This window comes from Pseudomonas sp. UBA6699 (assembly GCF_002454615.1).
Classification (GTDB): Bacteria; Pseudomonadota; Gammaproteobacteria; order Pseudomonadales; family Pseudomonadaceae; genus Aquipseudomonas; species Aquipseudomonas juntendi.
In genome coordinates this window covers 34488-52195 of record NZ_DKJF01000103.1, presented here as the reverse complement: position 1 = coordinate 52195, position 17708 = coordinate 34488, and the positions used below count along the sequence as shown (strand labels likewise).

The following is a 17708-nucleotide window of genomic DNA, read 5'->3' as shown; positions in this document are numbered from 1 at the left end:
TGTTCTTGTCTTGCCTGTATCGGCCCTGTCCCCGGCAAGCCGGCCCCACAGGGATCACACCACAGGGCCGGAACAGGCGGAAAAACCCTCAGCGCCCACCCATGATGGCAATGTAGTCTTGAGTCCAGCGGCTGTAGGGCACGAACTTGCCACCCTGGGCCTGCGGGGTTTTCCAGAAGGCGATCTTGTCGAAGTTGTCGAAGCCGTTGGTCTTGCAACCCTCGGCGCCGAGCAACTCGCTGCCACTGCAGGCTGCCGGCACCGCGGGCAACGACCCGAACCAGGCGGCCACGTCACCCTGGACCTTCGGCTGCAGCGACCAGTCCATCCATTGGTAGGCGCAGTTGGGGTGCTTGGCATCGGTGTGCAGCATGGTGGTATCGGCCCAGCCGGTAGCGCCCTCCTTGGGGATGGTCGACGCCACGGGCTGGTGCTCGGCCTTCAGGCCATTGACCATGTAGCCCCACGAACTGGAGGCGACCACGCCTTCGTTCTTCACGTCGCTCATCTGCACTGTGGCGTCGTGCCAGTAGCGATGGATCAGCGGTTGCTGCTGGCGCAGCAGTTCGAGCACCGCCTGGTATTGCGTTTCGGTCAGTTCATACGGGTCCTGGATGCCCAGTTCGGGCTTGGCCGACTTCAGGTACAGCGCCGCGTCCGCGATGTAGATCGGCCCGTCATACGCCTGTACGCGGCCTTTGTTCGGCTTGCCATCGGGCAGGTCCTGCGGCATGAACACCACGCCCCAGCTGGTCGGTGCCTGCTTGAACGTGTTGGTGTTGTACAGCAGCACGTTCGGCCCCCACTGGTACGGGGTGCCATAGACCTGTTTATCGACCACATACCAGCCACCGTTCTGCAGGCGCGGGTCGATGTTTTTCCAGTTGGGGATCAAGGCGGTGTTGATCGGTTGCACCCGTTTGCCGGCGATCAGCCGTAACGAGGCATCGCCCGAGGCGGTAACCAGGTCGTAGCCCCCCTTGGCCATCAGGCTGACCATTTCGTCCGAGGTGGCAGCGGTTTTCACGCTGACCTTGCAGCCGGTTTGCTGTTCGAAGCCGGTCACCCAGTCATACGCCTTGTCGCTTTCACCGCGCTCGATGTAGCCGGGCCAGGCGACGATGTCCAGGCGCCCTTCGCCAGGCCCCAGGGCCTTGGGCGGTTCGGCGGCCAGCAGGCCGGTACTGGCCAGCACGGCACAGGTGGTGGCGCCGAGCAATGCGGTCTTGTGCACGGGCATGGGTGTTCCCTCTTGTTGGAGATTGTGGTCGCGGCAGTGGTCGAGTCTAGTTGGCTTTTTGCCAGTCAATGCAACATCCAGAAGCAAATCCGCGCATGGTCCTTTACCGGGCAGGCCTTAATCTGGCGGATGACTTCCCATGCCTGGAGACTTGCACATGAACACCCGTGGCTTGCTGGACCAACTGCTCAAATCTGGCCAGGAGTTGCTGAACAAATCGTCTGCTTCCGGCAAACCCGGCGCTGGCGCCAGCGGGCTTGGCGGCCTGTTGTCCGGGGCCGGTGGTGGCTTGCTGGGCGGTGGCGCACTGGGCGTGCTGCTGGGCAACAAGAAGGCGCGCAAATATGGGGGCAAGGCCCTGACCTATGGTGGCCTCGCGGCACTCGGGGTGCTGGCCTACAAGGCCTACGGCAACTGGCAGGCGCGCCAGCAGGTGGCTGCCAGCGAGCCGCAGACGGTCGACCGCTTGCCGCCGGCCCAGGTCGAGCAGCACAGCCAGGCGGTGTTGCGGGCGCTGGTGGCTGCGGCCAAGTCCGACGGCCATATCGACGAACGCGAACGGGCGCTGATCGAAGGTGAGTTCACCCGCCTGGACAGCGACCGCGAGTTGCAGCATTGGCTGCACGCCGAACTGAACAAGCCGCTGGACCCGGCTGAAGTCGCCCGCGCCGCACAGACGCCCGAGATGGCTGCCGAGATGTACCTGGCCAGCACGATGATGGTCGACCAGGAAAACTTCATGGAGCGCGCCTACCTCGATGAGCTGGCCCGCCAGTTGCGTCTGGACCCGGGTTTGCGCCAGGAGTTGGAGAGCCAGGTGCGCTCAGCCGCAGGCCAGTAAGCGACGCGGTCCTTGTGGGAGCGGCCTTGTGTGTCGCGAAAGGGCTGCGCAGCAGCCCCAAAGATTTTAGCTTCGCCGCATGAAATGCCGGGGCCGCTGCGCGGCCCTTGCGCGACACAAGGCCGCTCCCACAAACGAAGCGACTTTTCCGTGATGGGCTCCGTCCATTAGCGGGGATGCCAGGTTACCCCACATTTCACCCGCAAAAGCGTAAGGCCTCTAGGCTATACTTCGGCGATTTTCCCCGCTCGTTGTGAATTCCTGAGGGCTGAATGTGAAGAACTGGACGTTGCGCCAACGGATCCTGGCAAGTTTCGCCGTGATCATCGCCATCATGCTGCTGATGATCGTGGCCGCCTACTCGCGGTTGGCCGCCATCGAAACCGCCGAAGCCGCCGTAGGTACAGACAGCATTCCCGGGGTCTACTACAGCTCGATGATCCGCAGCGCCTGGGTCGACAGCTACGTCACCAGCCAACAGTTGGTCGGGCTGTCCAACCACCGGGAAATCACCTCGGCCGACATGGAACTGTTCAAGAGTTTCGAAGACCGGCTGAAGCAATTCATGGCCAGTTACCAGAGCACCATCCAGGGCCATGACGACCAGGCCCGCTTCGACAGCTTCGTGCAGCTTGAAGAAAACTACATGAAGATTGTCGGCCAGGTGCTGGATGCCTACCGTCAGCGCAACTACGCCGAAGCCCAGCGCCTGATCAACGACGTACTCACACCCGCCTGGGTCGACGGTCGCAAGCACCTGAACGATGTCATCGAGAACAACCGCGCCTCCGCTGATGCCGCCACCCGCGATATCGTCAGTGCCGTGACCACCGCCAAGGGCAGCATGATCGTCTCGCTGTTGCTGGCCATTGTCGCAGCCGGGGTGTGCGGCCTGTTGCTGATGCGCGCCATCACCGCGCCCATGCAGCGTATCGTCCGAGCCCTCGACAAGCTGCGTTCGGGTGACCTGAGCGTGCGCCTGAGCCTGGAACGCAAGGATGAGTTCGGCGCCATCGAGAGCGGCTTCAACGAAATGGCCGAAGCGCTGGCGAACCTGGTGGCCCAGGCCCAGCGCTCGTCGGTGCAGGTCACCACGTCGGTTACCGAGATCGCCGCCACGTCCAAGCAGCAGCAGGCCACTGCCACCGAAACCGCAGCCACCACCACGGAAATCGGCGCCACCTCGCGGGAAATTGCCGCCACTTCGCGTGACCTGGTGCGCACCATGACTGAAGTCACTTCGGCCGCCGACCAGGCCTCCAGCCTGGCCGGCTCCGGCCAGCAGGGCCTGGCCCGCATGGAAGAGACCATGCACCAGGTGATGGGCGCCGCCGACCTGGTCAACGCCAAGCTGGGCATCCTCAACGAGAAGGCCAGCAACATTACCCAGATGGTCGTGACGATCGTCAAGGTGGCCGACCAGACCAACCTGTTGTCGCTCAACGCCGCCATCGAGGCGGAAAAGGCTGGTGAGTATGGCCGTGGCTTTGCCGTGGTGGCCACCGAGGTGCGGCGCCTGGCCGACCAGACCGCCGTGGCCACCTACGATATCGAGCAGATGGTGCGCGAGATCCAGTCGGCGGTGTCGGCCGGGGTCATGGGCATGGACAAGTTTTCCGAAGAAGTGCGCCGGGGCATGTTCGAAGTGCAGCAGGTCGGCGAGCAACTGAGCCAGATCATTCACCAGGTACAGGCCTTGGCACCGCGCGTGCTGATGGTCAACGAAGGCATGCAGGCCCAGGCCACCGGTGCCGAGCAGATCAACCAGGCGTTGGCCCAGCTCAGTGATGCCAGCACCCAGACCGTCGAGTCGCTGCGCCAGGCCAGCTTTGCCATCGATGAGCTTAGCCAGGTGGCCGCTGGCTTGCGTGGCGGCGTGTCGCGTTTCAAAGTCTGACCGCGATGACCGACACGCAAGCGCCGGCCGCACAGCCGGGCAACACCAAGGGGGCGCTGTACCTGCAGTTCCGTATCAGGGAACAACGCTTTGCCCTGAGCGTGCACGAGGTGGTCGAAGTGCTGCCACTTCGGCCACTCAAGCCGATTGCCCAGGCGCCAGCCTGGGTGGCGGGTATTCTGGCCCACCGTGGCCTGCTCATACCCGTCATCGACCTGGCCGCGCTCAGCTTCGGCCAGCCGGCGGCGCAGCGCACCAGCACCCGGCTGGTACTGGTGCACTACCGGGCTGGGCTGCAGTTGGGGCTGGTGCTGGAGCAGGCAACCGAGACCCTGCGCTGCCGGCCCGATGAGTTCCAGCCCTATGGTGTAGACACCAGCGAAGCCCCTTACCTGGGGCCGGTGCGGCAGGATGCCTTTGGCATGCTGCAGCGCATCGAAGTCAATGACCTGCTGCCCGACGCCGTGCACGCATTGCTGTACACGCAGGGCCCGACCGGGGGGCCGACATGACCGAACAGCGTTTTTTCCGTTTCTTGCGTGAGCGGATTGGCCTGGATGTGGAGTCTGTCGGCACGCCGATGGTCGAGCGTGCACTGCGCCAGCGCAGCGTAGCGGTGGGCGCTGCCGATCTGGACGACTACTGGCTGCGCCTGCAGCAGTCCGGTGAAGAGCAACAGGCACTGATCGAAGCGGTGATCGTGCCAGAGACCTGGTTCTTCCGGTACCCCGAGTCCTTCACCGCGCTGGCGGCCCTGGCGCACAAGCGCCGTGCCGAACTGGACGGCGCGCGGCCGCTGCGGTTGCTCAGCCTGCCGTGCTCGACGGGCGAGGAGCCCTATTCGCTGGCCATGGCCTTGTTTGATGCCGGTATGGCGCCGGGGGCGTTCCTGGTCGATGGCATGGACATCAGCCCCAGCTCGGTGGCCAAGGCCGGGCAGGCCGTGTATGGCCGCAATGCCTTTCGCGGCAGCGAGCTGGGTTTTCGCGAGCGTTACTTCGATGTGGTCGACGAAGGCCACCGCCTGCACGAGCGGGTACGCCAGCAAGTCAGCCTGCAGGTAGGCAATGTGCTCGACCCGCTGCTGGCCAGCCGCGATGGCCTGTATGACTTCGTGTTCTGTCGCAACCTGCTGATCTACTTCGACGTGCCGACCCAGCAACGCGTCTTCGAAGTGCTCAAGCGCCTGCTGCACCCACAGGGGGTGCTGTTCATCGGTCCGGCCGAGGGCAGCCTGCTGGCGCGCCTGGGCATGCGCCCGCTGGGGATCGCCCAGTCGTTTGCCTACGTACGAGACCCAGGCAGCAGCACGCCTGCGCCTGCGCCGGCGGCAGCGGCAGCACCTGCCAGGCGCAGTTGGCGGGGGGCCGGGCCTGCCGGGTATTCGCAGCCGGCCTTGCCGGAGCCGCGGCCGCAGCGTGCGCTGCCGGTGGTGGCCCGGCCAGCGCCGGCCCGCGAGGCTGCGGGTGAGGGCCCCAGCGAACTGCTGGCCGGCATCGCCCGGCTGGCCAATGCCGGCGCCAGCGCACAGGCTCGCCACGAATGCCAGCGCTACCTGGGCCAGTACCCGCCGGCGGCGCAGGTGTATTACTGGCTGGGGCTGCTCAGCGATACCGAGGGCGACGCACAGCAAGCGCTGACCCACTACCGCAAAGCGCTGTATCTGGAGCCACAACACCCCGAGGCGTTGCTGCACCTGGCGGCCCTGCTTGCGGCCCAGGGTGACCTGGCCGGGGCCCGGCGCCTGCAGGAGCGGGCGGCGCGGGCTGGGCGGGAGTCTGAACGGTGAACGGTGAATCCGCGATGCAACTGCTGGCCGATGACGATGCGCTCATCGACGACTGCTGGAACCGCATTGGTGTACATGGCAACAAGCAATGCCCGCTACTGGAGCGGCACGTGCATTGCCGCAACTGCGAAGTCTACGCCGCTGCGGCTACCCGCCTGCTTGACCGCTATGCATTGGCGCAGGAGCACTCGGCGGCCGAGCGTGAGCCGCTGCAAGAGCACATGGGTCGCTCCATGTTGCTGTTCCGTCTGGGTGAAGAATGGCTGGCGCTGGCGACCGCCTGCCTGGCCGAAATCGCCCCGTTGCAGGCCGTGCATTCGTTGCCGCACCAGCGCTCGCGGGTGTTGCAGGGGGTCGCCAACGTACGTGGGGCGCTGGTGCCATGCCTGTCATTGGCCGACTTGCTGGGGGTTCAGGCGGGTGCTGCCGAGCAGCGCAGCGGCCGGGCGATGCCACGCATGCTGATCCTGGCCAGCGAGGGCGGCCCGGTGGTGGTGGCGGTCGAGGAAATCGACGGCATCCACCGGCTCGACCCGCTGTTGCTGGGCAGTGGCCAGGACGCCACCCGCTATACCGCGGCGGTGCTGCAATGGCGCGGGCGCAGCGTGCGGGTACTGGACGATCAACACTTACTGGCTGCCGTGCAGCGGAGCTTGTCATGACCCCAGAGCAAATGCGCGACGCCTCGTTGCTCGAGCTGTTCAGCCTGGAGGCCGAAGCGCAGACCCAGGTGCTCAGCGCCGGCCTGATGGCACTCGAGCGCAACCCTACCCAGGCTGACCAGCTCGAGGCGTGCATGCGCGCGGCCCACTCGCTCAAGGGCGCCGCCCGTATCGTTGGCGTGGACGCGGGCGTCAGCGTCGCGCATGTCATGGAGGATTGCCTGGTAGCCGCCCAGGAGGGGCGCCTGAGGTTGAATGCCGAGCATATCGATGCGCTGTTGCAGGGGACCGACTTGCTGATGCGCATTGCCACACCGGGCGACAGCGCAGCGCAGGCGACCCTGCCGGTGTTTCTTGCGCAGATGGCCAGCCTGCTCGACCCAGGCGGCGCCGGCGTGCCGCCGCTGCCCGTGGCGGCAGTGGCCGTATCGCCGTCGTCGCCGTCGGTCAGCCCGCCGCCGGCACCGTTGGTGCTGCCCAGTGAGCTGTCAGAGCCCGACGCCGAGCCTGAGCCCGAGCCCGAGCCAGCGCTGCGGCGCAAGGTGGGCAAGCGCGTCGGCGATGCAGGCGAACGGGTGTTACGGGTCACTGCCGACCGCCTGAACAGCCTGCTCGACCTGTCCAGCAAGTCGCTGGTGGAGACCCAGCGCCTGAAGCCTTACCTGGCCACCCTGCAGCGCCTCAAACGCACGCACGGCCAAGGGATGCAGGCGCTCGACGGCGTGCGCATGCAGCTGGAAGACAGCGGCCAGAACAGTGAAGTGCTCGAAGCCTTGGCGCAAACCCAGCGCCTGCTGGTCGAGACCCAGCAGATCCTGCAACAGCAGGCCGCCGACCTCGATGAGTTCGGCTGGCAGGCCAGTCAGCGTGCGCAGTTGCTGTACGACACGGCCCTGGCCTGCCGCATGCGGCCATTCGCCGATGTGCTGGCCGGGCAGAGTCGCATGGTCCGAGACCTCGGCCGTTCGCTGGGCAAGCCGGTACGGCTGGTGGTGGAGGGCGAAAAAACCCAGGTCGACCGTGATGTGCTGGAAAAGCTTGAAGCGCCATTGACCCACCTGTTGCGCAATGCCGTGGACCACGGCATCGAACTTCCGGAACGGCGCCTGCTGGCGGGCAAGCCAGCGGAAGGGCTGGTGCGCCTGCGTGCCTCGCACCAGGCTGGCATGCTCAGCCTGGAGCTGATCGACGATGGCGCCGGTATCGACCTGGAGCGCCTGCGCGGCAGTATCGTCGAGCGCGCCCTGTCGCCGGCCGACACCGTGGCGCGCATGAGCGAAGCGGAACTGCTGACATTCCTGTTCCTGCCCGGCTTCAGCCTGCGCGACAAGGTGACCGAAGTGTCCGGGCGCGGCGTCGGGCTGGATGCGGTGCAACACATGATTCGCGAACTGCGCGGCTCGATCGAGCTGAGCCAGCAGCCAGGGCAGGGCTGCCGCTTCCATCTGCAGGTGCCGTTGACCCTGTCCGTGGTGCGTAGCCTGGTCGTCGAGGTCGGTGGCGAGGCTTACGCTTTTCCGCTGGCGCATATCGAGCGCACCCTGGACGTCACCGCCGAGCAGATCGTGCAGATCGAAGGCCGCCAGCACTTCTGGCACGAGGGCCGGCACATCGGCCTGGTGGCGGCCAGCCAGTTGCTCAACCGCCCGCTGGGGCAAAGCGACGGCAGCAGCCTGCGGGTCGTGGTGATCCGTGAGCGCGAGCAACTGTACGGTGTGGCCGTGGAGCGCCTGGTAGGCGAACGCGTGCTGGTGGTGATGCCGCTCGATCCACGGCTGGGCAAGGTGCAGGACATTTCTTCGGGTGCCTTGCTCGATGATGGTTCAGTGGTGCTGATCGTCGATGTCGAAGACCTGCTGCGCTCGGTGGATAAACTGCTGAGCACCGGCAGCCTGGAGCGTATCGAACGCGGCAGCGGCGGCACCCGTGGGGTGGCGCACAAACGCATCCTGGTGGTCGACGATTCACTGACCGTGCGCGAGCTGCAGCGCAAGCTGCTCAGCCACCGTGGCTACGACGTGGCGGTAGCGGTAGACGGCATGGACGGCTGGAACGCCTTGCGCAGTGAAGACTTCGATTTGCTGATCACCGATATCGACATGCCCCGCATGGACGGTATCGAACTGGTCACCCTGGTGCGGCGCGACCAGCGCCTGCAAGGCTTGCCAGTGATGGTGGTGTCCTACAAAGACCGTGAGGAAGACCGGCGGCGTGGCCTGGATGCTGGGGCCGACTACTATTTGGCAAAGGCCAGTTTCCACGACGACGCGTTGCTGGATGCTGTGGTGGAACTGATCGGAGGGGCTCAGGGATGAAGATCGCCATCGTCAATGACATGCCCATGGCGGTCGAGGCCCTACGCCGCGCAGTCGCCCTTGAGCCCGCGCACGAGCTGGTGTGGGTCGCCAGCAATGGCGCCGAGGCAGTGCAGCGTTGTACCGAGCAGCTTCCGGACCTGATCCTCATGGACCTGATCATGCCGGTGATGGACGGCGTGGAGGCGACCCGGCGGATCATGGCCGAAACCCCATGTGCCATCGTCGTCGTCACGGTCGACCGCAAGCAGAACGTGCACCGGGTGTTCGAGGCCATGGGCCATGGCGCGCTCGATGTGGTGGACACCCCAGCGCTGGGCGCGGGTGATCCCCGCGAAGCGGCGGCCCCGCTGCTGCGCAAGATCCTCAATATCGGCTGGCTGATTGGCCAGCAGCGTGCACCGGTTGCGCGCCCGGTTGAGCTGCCGCTGCGCGAAGCTTCACAGCGTCGCGGCCTGGTGGCGATTGGTTCGTCGGCCGGTGGCCCGGCAGCCCTGGAGGTGTTGCTCAAAGGCTTGCCGCCGGCGTTTCCGGCGGCCATCGTGCTGGTCCAGCATGTGGACCAGGTATTTGCCGCAGGCATGGCCGAGTGGCTCGGCACCGCCGCCAAACGGGAGGTGCGGCTGGCCCGTGAAGGCGAGCCGCCGCAGCCGGGCGTGGTGCTGCTGGCCGGCACCAATCACCATATCCGCCTGCTAAAGAACGGCCAACTGGCCTACACTGCCGAGCCGGTGAATGAAATCTACCGGCCGTCGATCAATGTGTTTTTCGAGAGCGTGGCCCAACACTGGCACGGCGATGCGGTGGGGGTATTGCTCACCGGCATGGGCCGCGACGGTGCCCAAGGCCTGAAGCTGATGCGTCAGCAGGGTTTCCTGACCATTGCCCAGGACCAGGCCACCAGTGCGGTGTACGGCATGCCCAAGGCCGCCGCAGCCATTGATGCTGCCGTGGAAATTCGCCCGCTGGACCACATCGCCGGGCGCTTGACGGAAATTTTTGGAAAATGACGACACGTATTGAATCACGCCGCCACGCCGGTAGTGATCGGGTGACCATGTATGGATGATTTACCGATCGAAGGTTTCGCGACCACCAACGAAAACGCGGCGATGGTACTGCTGGTTGACGATCAGGCCATGATCGGCGAGGCCGTGAGGCGAGGGTTGGCCAACCAGGACAACATCGACTTCCACTTCTGTGCCGACCCCCACCAGGCGGTTGCCCAGGCCATGCGCATCAAGCCCACGGTCATCCTTCAGGACCTGATCATGCCGGGCCTGGATGGCTTGACCCTGGTGCGTGAGTACCGCAACAACCCGGCGACCCAGGACATTCCGATCATCGTGCTCTCCACCAAGGAAGACCCTCTGGTCAAGAGTGCGGCGTTTGCGGCCGGGGCCAATGATTACCTGGTCAAGCTGCCGGACACCATCGAACTGGTGGCGCGCATTCGCTACCACTCGCGTTCCTACCTGACCCTGCTGCAGCGCGACGAGGCCTACCGCGCCCTGCGCGTCAGCCAGCAGCAGCTGCTGGATTCAAACCTGATGCTGCAGCGGCTGATGAACTCCGATGGCCTGACCGGGCTGTCCAACCGCCGGCACTTCGACGAATACCTGGAACTGGAGTGGCGCCGGGCCATGCGCGAGCAGCAACAACTGTCGCTGCTGATGATCGACGTGGACTACTTCAAGGCCTTCAACGACAGCTTCGGCCACCTGGCCGGTGACGAGGCGCTGCGCCAGGTGGCCGAGTCGATCCGCGGCTCGTGCTCGCGGCCCAGTGACCTGCCCGCGCGTTACGGCGGCGAGGAATTCGCCCTGGTGCTGCCCAACACCTCGCCTGGCGGGGCACGGCTGGTGGCCGAAAAGCTGCGCCAGACCGTGCATGGCCTGGGGATCCCGCACACTGCACCGGCGGCTGATGCGTTTCTGACCGTGAGCATCGGCCTGGCCACCCAGACCCCGAGTATCGGCAGCCATTGCCGGCAACTGATCTCGGCGGCCGACAAGGGCCTGTACCTGGCCAAGAATGGCGGGCGCAACCAGGTCGGCATTGCCTGACGCGCCGATAACAGCACCGGCCCTCGTGGTAGCTCATGTACAGGCTACCGCCCGGCGGGTCTGCCGCCCTGCGGCGGACTCGGTTATACTCGCAGGCTTTTCACCGAATTCGTGCGAGTAGCCAGCCCATGGAAATCCAACCGATCCTGAACACCATCAAGGACCTCACCGAGCGTTCCCAGTCAATTCGGGGGTATCTTTGACTACGATCAAAAGCATGACCGCCTGATCGAAGTCAACCGCGAGCTGGAAGACCCCAACGTCTGGAACAAGCCCGAGTACGCGCAGGCCCTGGGCCGCGAGCGTGCCATGCTGGCACAGGTGGTCGAGACCCTGGACAAGCTGTCCAACGGCCTGGGCGACTGCCAGGACTTGCTCGACATGGCTGTCGAGGAAAATGACGAAGGCGCCGTCGGCGACGTCGTGACCGAGCTGGAGGGCCTGGAAGAAAACCTGGCTCAGCTTGAGTTCCGTCGCATGTTCAGCGGCGAAATGGACATGAACAACGCCTACCTGGATATCCAGGCCGGCTCTGGCGGTACCGAGGCGCAGGACTGGGCCAACATCCTGCTGCGCATGTACCTGCGCTGGGCCGACAAGCGTGGTTTCGACGCCACCATCATCGAACTGTCCGAAGGTGAAGTAGCCGGTATCAAGGGCGCCACCGTGCACATCAAGGGCGAGTACGCCTTTGGCTGGCTGCGCACCGAAATCGGCGTGCACCGCCTGGTGCGCAAGAGCCCGTTCGACTCCGGCGCCCGTCGCCACACCTCGTTCTCGGCGGTGTTCGTTTCGCCAGAAATCGACGACAAGGTCGAAATCGAGATCAATCCGTCCGACCTGCGCATCGACACCTACCGTTCCTCCGGTGCCGGTGGCCAGCACGTCAACACCACCGACTCGGCCGTACGTATCACCCACGTACCGACCAACACCGTGGTGGCGTGCCAGAACGAACGTTCGCAGCACGCCAACAAGGACACCGCCATGAAAATGCTGCGGGCCAAGTTGTACGAGCTGGAAATGCAAAAGCGCAACGCCGCCTCGCAGGCGTTGGAAGACAGCAAGTCGGACATCGGCTGGGGCCACCAGATCCGCTCCTACGTGCTGGATGACTCGCGTATCAAGGACCTGCGTACCGGCGTGGAACGCAGCGACTGCCAGAAGGTGCTGGACGGCGACCTCGACCAGTACCTGGAAGCAAGCCTGAAGCAGGGCCTGTAAGCCGTACTCCACCGCCGCGCCATCGGCTAACCGCCGCTGGCGCGTGCCCTGCCCGAAAAGGGCAACGAATACCTGATGGAAAAAATGACCAGATGAGCGACCTCAAGACCGAATCGCAAGACCTGCAACAGGAAGAGAATGCCCTGATCGCCCTGCGCAAGGAAAAACTTGCCGCCGAGCGTGCCAAGGGCAATGCCTTCCCCAATGACTTCCGTCGCGACAGCTACTGCAACGACCTGCAGAAGCAGTACGCGGACAAGACCAAGGAAGAGCTGGAAGCAGCTGCGATTCCGGTCAAGGTGGCGGGCCGCATCATGCTCAACCGTGGCTCGTTCATGGTGATCCAGGACATGACCGGCCGCATTCAGGTCTACGTCAACCGCAAGACCCTGCCGGAAGAAACCCTGGCCGCAGTCAAAACCTGGGACCTGGGCGACATCATCAGCGCCGAAGGCACCCTGGCCCGCTCTGGCAAAGGCGACCTGTACGTCGAAATGACCAACGTGCGCCTGCTGACCAAGTCGCTGCGCCCGCTGCCCGACAAGCACCACGGCCTGACCGATACCGAGCAGCGCTACCGCCAGCGCTACGTCGACCTGATGGTCAACGAAGAAACCCGCCACACCTTCCGTGTGCGCTCGCAGGTGATCTCGCACATTCGCAAGTTCCTCATCGAGCGTGACTTCCTCGAAGTCGAAACGCCCATGCTGCAAACCATCCCGGGTGGTGCTGCGGCCAAGCCGTTCGAAACCCACCACAACGCCCTGGACATGGCCATGTTCCTGCGCATTGCACCGGAGCTGTACCTCAAGCGGCTTGTCGTGGGCGGGTTCGAGAAGGTGTTCGAGATCAACCGCAACTTCCGTAACGAAGGTGTTTCGACCCGGCACAACCCGGAATTCACCATGCTCGAGTTCTACCAGGCCTACGCCGACTACCGCGACAACATGGACCTCACCGAGGAACTGTTCCGCGAGCTGGCGCAGCTGGTTCTGGGCAGCACCGACGTGCCGTACGGCGACAAGGTGTTCCACTTCGGCGAGCCGTTCGCCCGCCTGTCGGTGTTCGACTCGATCCTCAAGTACAACCCGGAGCTGACCGCTGCCGACCTGCAGGACGTCGACCGCGCCCGTGACATCGCCAAGAAGGCCGGTGCCAAGGTGCTGGGCCACGAAGGCCTGGGCAAGCTGCAGGTGATGATTTTCGAAGAGCTGGTCGAGCACAAGCTGGAGCAGCCCCACTTCATCACCGAGTATCCGTTCGAGGTGTCGCCGCTGGCCCGTCGCAACGACGACAACCCGGCCGTGACCGACCGTTTCGAGCTGTTCATCGGTGGCCGCGAAATCGCCAACGCCTATTCCGAGCTCAACGATGCCGAAGACCAGGCCGAGCGCTTCCTGGCCCAGGTGGCCGAGAAAGACGCCGGTGACGACGAAGCCATGCACTACGACGCCGACTTCGTTCGCGCGCTGGAGTACGGCATGCCGCCGACCGCGGGCGAAGGCATTGGTATCGACCGCCTGGTGATGCTGCTGACCAACTCGCCGTCGATCCGCGATGTGATCCTGTTCCCGCACATGCGCCCGCAGGCCTGAGTGAGCTGAACGAGCCGCCTTTTCAGGCGGCTTTTCTTTGCGAGCGGCAAGCCATAAGCGGCAAGCTACAAGAAACGGCAGTCCGCGTGCATTCCGCTTTTTCTGGTGGCTTGCCGCTTGTAGCTTGCCGCTTCTTCCGTGAGGTCCCCTATGACACCCGCCACCCCTCACCAGGGCGCCGCCGGCATCGCCACCGCCGTCGCCGAAAGCGTGCAATACCAAGGCCGCAAAGCTGCCCGCCAAGGCAGCGAACAGCGTCGCCAGCAGATTCTCGATGCCGCCATGCGCATCGTCGTGCGCGATGGCGTTCGCGGCGTGCGTCACCGGGCGGTGGCTGCCGAGGCCGGCGTGCCTTTATCGGCCACCACCTACTATTTCAAGGACATCGAAGACCTGCTCACCGATACCTTCGCCCAGTACGTCGAACGCAGCGCCGCCTACATGGCCAAACTGTGGGCCAACACCGAGGTGGTGCTGCGCCAATTGCTGGCCCAAGGGGATGGCAGCCCGCAGGCGCGGGCACGGCTGGCTGACGAAGTGGCACGCATGACCGCCGACTACGTGCAGCGCCAACTGCTGAACCGCCGCGACTTCCTGATGGCCGAACAGGCGTTCCGCCAAGAGGCGCTGCTGTGCCCGCGCCTGGCGGAACTGGTCTGTGCGCACGAGCAGATCCTGCTGCACGGCACCCGTCAATTGCTGCAGGTGGTCGGCTCGCGGCAACCGGAACAGGACGCCCAAATGTTGACGGCGATTATCGAGCAGATGGAATATCAGGGCCTGCTCAAGGATGCCAATGCGCAAGCCGATGGGCAGATGCTCGCTATGCTTACCCGATACCTGCAACTGGTGCTGGCATCGGCCTGAGCGAGACCGACTTTTCAAGGAGAACCTGATGAAAGCCTGGCGTGTGGTGTTGTTGACTTTGTCATTCCTGCTGCTGGGCGGTTGTCTGGTGACCTTCCATGAGCCATTGCCCAGCAATCAGGCCGCGCCCAAGGCCTTGCTCGGCAAGTGGAGCAGCAAGGACGCCTGGGGTGAGCCGTTGAAGCTCACCATCACCCGCAGCAGTGGCAATGCCTACAAGGCGGTCGCCACGGCCAAAGGCAAGGCACCGGAAGCCTACATGTTCACGGTGTCGCGCCACGGTAACCGCTGGTACCTGTCGGCCGGTGTGCCCAAGCGCCTGGGCGGCAATTTCCTGATTGGCGGCTTCGATATCGTCGATGGCAAGGAACTGGTGCTGTACAACCTGGATGTCGAGCAGGTGCAGCAGGCAGTGGACAAACAGGAACTGACCGGGCGCAGTACCGAGGTGCCGGAAGGCAACGGCGATGGTGTGTTGATCGATAGCCCGTCGGCGCGGGTGCTGGCGTACCTGGACGACCCGGCCAACTCGGACCTGTTCGTTGAAGTGGCCCGGTTCCAGCGGTCCGGCAAATGACCGTGCTGGCTTCATCGCCGGCAAGCCAGCTCCCACAGGTACAGCACAGGGCTCCAAGGCAGTGATAAACCTGTGGGAGCTGGCTTGCCGGCGATGAGGCCGGTACAGGTTTTCTGTACTAGAAAGGAGTCCCCGGTGGACGAATACCAGCAGACCATCCGCGCCCTGTCCGACCGCATCGTCGCGGCGCAAACACCGATTCGGGTGCTGGATGCGGTGAAGTGGGACGACAGCATTCGGCAGGGCTTCCTGCAAGGCAAGGGCAAGGAGCCGCCAGCGGTCGACCGCGCCTATTACCAGTCGCGGCCCCTGTCGTTCGACTCCAGCGCCGTCAAGGCCGAGTTCCAGGGGATCGAGCGCGACATCATTCGCCAGCTAGGCCAGTTCAACCCCGTTGGGCAGATCATGAAGCGCATGTGCCGCGAGTACCGCATGGTTGTGCGCATGCTCGAAGCCCGTGGCACCGAGGAGTTCGGCCTGATCTCCCAGGAGTTGTATGGCGCCGCTTCCGACGCCTTTCATGCCGGTGACCCGACCTTGGCCGACCTCGGCCTGATGCTGTCGGACTACCTGAACAACATCGATGGCCGCGGCGACCTGAAGGACGAACCGAAGAACCTGACCGCCAAAGAGGCTGTCGATACCCTACAGCGGCGCCTGAACACGGTGTTCGGTGAAGCCGAAGGCACCATCCGTGTGTTCGAGTCCGACGGCATTGTCGCTGACGCCGCCGCCGGTGCCGACTACATCAAAGTGCGCGCCGATGCCATGTTCAATGCCCGTGACGTGCGGGCGCTGGAAGTGCACGAAGGGCTGGTGCACGTCGGCACCACGCTCAATGGCCTGAACCAGCCGATCTGCACCTTCCTGGCCAAGGGCCCGCCCTCGTCGACGGTGACCCAGGAAGGCCTGGCCATCCTCATGGAGGTGATTGCCTTTGCCTCCTACCCCAGCCGCCTGCGCAAGCTCACCAACCGCACCCGTGCCATCCACATGGTCGAGGAGGGCGCCGACTTCATGCAGGTGTACGGCTTCTTCCGCGAGCAGGGCTTCGAGATGGGGCAAAGCTACAGCAACGCCAGCCGGGTATTCCGCGGCTCGGTGCCCAACGGCCTGCCATTTACCAAGGACTTGTCCTACCTCAAGGGCTTCATCATGGTTTACAACTACATTCAGTTGGCTGTGAAGAAGGGCAAGCTCGAGCAGATACCGCTGCTGTTCTGTGGCAAGACCACCCTGGAAGACATGCGCACTTTGCGTCAACTGGTCGAGGAGGGGCTGGTCGAGCCGCCCAAGTACTTGCCCGAACAGTTCCGTGACCTCAACGCGCTGTCGGCCTGGATGTGCTTCTCCAACTTCCTCAACCACCTGAGCCTGGATCGCATTGAAGCCGACTACGCGAATATTCTCTAAGTCCTGCCGCCCGCTGCTGCTGGGGCTGGTGCTGCTGTCCCTGGCCGGCTGCAGCAGCCTGCTGTTCTACCCCGAGCGCGGGCAGGCGTTCACCCCTGAACGGGCCAAGCTGGCGTACCGTGATGTCACCCTGACCACTGCCGATGGCGTTCGTCTGAACGGCTGGTGGCTGCCGGCCAAGCCGGGTGTGGAGGTCAAGGGTACGGTGCTGCACCTGCACGGCAACGGCGGCAACCTGCCCGGGCACCTGGGTGGTAGCTACTGGCTGCCGGAGCAGGGTTATCAGGTGCTGATGGTCGACTACCGCGGCTATGGCCTGTCTGAGGGCAAACCCAGCCTGCCAGAGGTATACCAGGACATCGCCGCGGCCATGGCCTGGCTGGACCAGGCGCCCGAGGCCAAGGGCAAGCCGCTGGTGTTGCTGGGGCAGAGCCTGGGCGGCGCCATGGCGATTCATTACCTGGCAGGCCACCCGGAGCAGCGCCAGCGCTTCGCTGCCCTGGTTTTCGACGGGGTGCCGGCCAGCTACCGGGCGGTGGGGCGCTATGCCCTCAGTACCTCGTGGATGACCTGGCCATTGCAGGTGCCACTGTCGTGGCTGGTGCCCGACGGCGACAGCGCGATCCGCTCGATCGAGCAACTGCGCAGCCCGCCCAAGCTGTTCTTCCAGAGCATCGATGACGACCTGGTGCCGCTGGAAAACGGTATCCGCCTGTATCAGCACGCGCCACCGCCACGGGTGCTGCAACTGACCCGAGGTGGCCATGTGCAGACCTTCGCCGACCCTACATGGCGCCAGGTGATGTTGCGCTTCCTCGATGACCCTAGCCATTTCAACGGCCTGCGGCGGCTCGCCGAAGTGCCGGATTACCCTGACGAGAAGAACAGCCAATGAGTGAAGAACGCAACGCCATCCCGCTGATCCTGACGGGTGTGGGCAGCATCATCGTGACGGTGGGCGCCTTGTGGTACTACGGCTACCTGCATTTCGCCAAACCCGAGGATGCCCTGTTGCTGCAGGATTACACCATGCTCAAGACCGTCCCCGGCGAGGATTACAAGGTTTCGCTGGACCCGGCACCGCAAGTGGCGCAGTGCTTGGACGGGGTATTGGTGCTGTTCGATACCCAGCAGAAAGGCCTGACGGGCGTGCTGGTGGACAACCGCAAGCGTGCAGTGCGCTGCATGGGTGAGGAAACGCCGCAGCGGATACAGTGAGCGG

At 64.5% G+C, this 17708-nt stretch carries 16 protein-coding genes; 15 read left to right on the top strand and 1 reads right to left on the bottom strand.

What is annotated here, in order from left to right; translation table 11 throughout:
* Window positions 1–88: 88 nt before the first annotated feature.
* Complete coding sequence (gene ydcS / locus B3361_RS20435; RefSeq protein WP_154211457.1) at window positions 89–1240, bottom strand: putative ABC transporter substrate-binding protein YdcS; 1152 nt, start codon at window positions 1238–1240, stop codon at window positions 89–91.
* Between the two features lie 157 nt (window positions 1241–1397).
* On the opposite strand from ydcS, the gene B3361_RS20430 reads away from it, so the two are divergent.
* From B3361_RS20430 to B3361_RS20360, 15 genes are all read left to right on the top strand, one after another.
* Window positions 1398–2081 carry a tellurite resistance TerB family protein gene (locus B3361_RS20430; RefSeq protein WP_029886743.1) on the top strand — a complete coding sequence of 228 codons (684 nt, stop codon included), beginning with the start codon at window positions 1398–1400 and terminating at the stop codon, window positions 2079–2081.
* A 274-nt stretch (window positions 2082–2355) separates the two neighbouring features.
* On the top strand, window positions 2356–3978 hold the full coding sequence (locus B3361_RS20425) for a methyl-accepting chemotaxis protein (RefSeq protein WP_029887718.1): 1623 nt from the start codon (window positions 2356–2358) through the stop codon (window positions 3976–3978).
* Window positions 3979–3983: 5 nt separating this feature from the next.
* Window positions 3984–4490 (top strand): chemotaxis protein CheW, encoded by a 507-nt coding sequence (locus B3361_RS20420; RefSeq protein WP_029887717.1) that lies wholly within the window; start codon window positions 3984–3986, stop codon window positions 4488–4490.
* Entirely contained in the window at window positions 4487–5767 is a 1281-nt protein-coding gene (locus B3361_RS20415) for a CheR family methyltransferase (protein WP_154211458.1), read from the top strand. The genes B3361_RS20420 and B3361_RS20415 overlap by 4 nt, the downstream gene beginning before the upstream one ends.
* Complete coding sequence (locus B3361_RS20410; protein ID WP_178126183.1) at window positions 5764–6429, top strand: chemotaxis protein CheW; 666 nt, start codon at window positions 5764–5766, stop codon at window positions 6427–6429. Before B3361_RS20415 ends, B3361_RS20410 begins: the two co-directional genes overlap by 4 nt.
* Window positions 6426–8744, top strand: coding sequence for a hybrid sensor histidine kinase/response regulator (locus B3361_RS20405; protein WP_154211459.1), 2319 nt, complete (start codon window positions 6426–6428; stop codon window positions 8742–8744). The genes B3361_RS20410 and B3361_RS20405 overlap by 4 nt, the downstream gene beginning before the upstream one ends.
* A complete protein-coding gene (locus B3361_RS20400; protein WP_054881192.1) occupies window positions 8741–9754 on the top strand; it encodes a chemotaxis response regulator protein-glutamate methylesterase in 1014 nt (337 codons plus the stop codon). Before B3361_RS20405 ends, B3361_RS20400 begins: the two co-directional genes overlap by 4 nt.
* A gap of 51 nt (window positions 9755–9805) precedes the next feature.
* The gene (wspR, locus tag B3361_RS20395) at window positions 9806–10810 is read left to right on the top strand and encodes a Wsp signal transduction system regulator diguanylate cyclase WspR (RefSeq protein WP_029888047.1); all 1005 of its coding nucleotides are present in this window, start codon (window positions 9806–9808) and stop codon (window positions 10808–10810) included.
* 128 nt (window positions 10811–10938) lie between these two features.
* Window positions 10939–12034, top strand: a protein-coding gene (gene prfB, locus B3361_RS20390) for a peptide chain release factor 2 (RefSeq protein WP_104148317.1) whose coding sequence is annotated in 2 segments (ribosomal slippage) — window positions 10939–11010 and window positions 11012–12034 — 1095 coding nt in all. Because the reading frame shifts where the segments join, the coding sequence is not laid out codon by codon here.
* Window positions 12035–12126: 92 nt separating this feature from the next.
* Complete coding sequence (gene lysS / locus B3361_RS20385) at window positions 12127–13629, top strand: lysine--tRNA ligase (RefSeq protein ID WP_009686998.1); 1503 nt, start codon at window positions 12127–12129, stop codon at window positions 13627–13629.
* Between the two features lie 150 nt (window positions 13630–13779).
* The gene (locus B3361_RS20380) at window positions 13780–14496 is read left to right on the top strand and encodes a TetR/AcrR family transcriptional regulator (protein WP_029888049.1); all 717 of its coding nucleotides are present in this window, start codon (window positions 13780–13782) and stop codon (window positions 14494–14496) included.
* Window positions 14497–14524: 28 nt separating this feature from the next.
* On the top strand, window positions 14525–15073 hold the full coding sequence (locus tag B3361_RS20375; protein WP_029888050.1) for a hypothetical protein: 549 nt from the start codon (window positions 14525–14527) through the stop codon (window positions 15071–15073).
* A 93-nt stretch (window positions 15074–15166) separates the two neighbouring features.
* Window positions 15167–16486, top strand: a complete 1320-nt coding sequence (locus B3361_RS20370; RefSeq protein WP_154211460.1) for a flavohemoglobin expression-modulating QEGLA motif protein — start codon at window positions 15167–15169, stop codon at window positions 16484–16486.
* The gene (locus B3361_RS20365; protein WP_286920336.1) at window positions 16458–17381 is read left to right on the top strand and encodes an alpha/beta hydrolase; all 924 of its coding nucleotides are present in this window, start codon (window positions 16458–16460) and stop codon (window positions 17379–17381) included. Before B3361_RS20370 ends, B3361_RS20365 begins: the two co-directional genes overlap by 29 nt.
* Window positions 17378–17704 carry a hypothetical protein gene (locus B3361_RS20360; RefSeq protein ID WP_154211462.1) on the top strand — a complete coding sequence of 109 codons (327 nt, stop codon included), beginning with the start codon at window positions 17378–17380 and terminating at the stop codon, window positions 17702–17704. The genes B3361_RS20365 and B3361_RS20360 overlap by 4 nt, the downstream gene beginning before the upstream one ends.
* The last annotated feature ends 4 nt before the right edge of the window (window positions 17705–17708 follow it).

What these genes read in the sequence shown, in the direction of transcription:
- ydcS (WP_154211457.1), bottom strand. Translation starts at nt 1,240, where the DNA reads ATGCCCGTGCACAAGACCGCATTGCTCGGCGCCACCACCTGTGCCGTG.
- B3361_RS20430 (WP_029886743.1), top strand. Translation starts at nt 1,398, where the DNA reads ATGAACACCCGTGGCTTGCTGGACCAACTGCTCAAATCTGGCCAGGAG.
- B3361_RS20420 (WP_029887717.1), top strand. Translation starts at nt 3,984, where the DNA reads ATGACCGACACGCAAGCGCCGGCCGCACAGCCGGGCAACACCAAGGGG.
- B3361_RS20415 (WP_154211458.1), top strand. Translation starts at nt 4,487, where the DNA reads ATGACCGAACAGCGTTTTTTCCGTTTCTTGCGTGAGCGGATTGGCCTG.
- B3361_RS20405 (WP_154211459.1), top strand. Translation starts at nt 6,426, where the DNA reads ATGACCCCAGAGCAAATGCGCGACGCCTCGTTGCTCGAGCTGTTCAGC.
- B3361_RS20400 (WP_054881192.1), top strand. Translation starts at nt 8,741, where the DNA reads ATGAAGATCGCCATCGTCAATGACATGCCCATGGCGGTCGAGGCCCTA.
- wspR (WP_029888047.1), top strand. Translation starts at nt 9,806, where the DNA reads ATGGATGATTTACCGATCGAAGGTTTCGCGACCACCAACGAAAACGCG.
- lysS (WP_009686998.1), top strand. Translation starts at nt 12,127, where the DNA reads ATGAGCGACCTCAAGACCGAATCGCAAGACCTGCAACAGGAAGAGAAT.
- B3361_RS20380 (WP_029888049.1), top strand. Translation starts at nt 13,780, where the DNA reads ATGACACCCGCCACCCCTCACCAGGGCGCCGCCGGCATCGCCACCGCC.
- B3361_RS20375 (WP_029888050.1), top strand. Translation starts at nt 14,525, where the DNA reads ATGAAAGCCTGGCGTGTGGTGTTGTTGACTTTGTCATTCCTGCTGCTG.
- B3361_RS20370 (WP_154211460.1), top strand. Translation starts at nt 15,167, where the DNA reads ATGAGGCCGGTACAGGTTTTCTGTACTAGAAAGGAGTCCCCGGTGGAC.
- B3361_RS20360 (WP_154211462.1), top strand. Translation starts at nt 17,378, where the DNA reads ATGAGTGAAGAACGCAACGCCATCCCGCTGATCCTGACGGGTGTGGGC.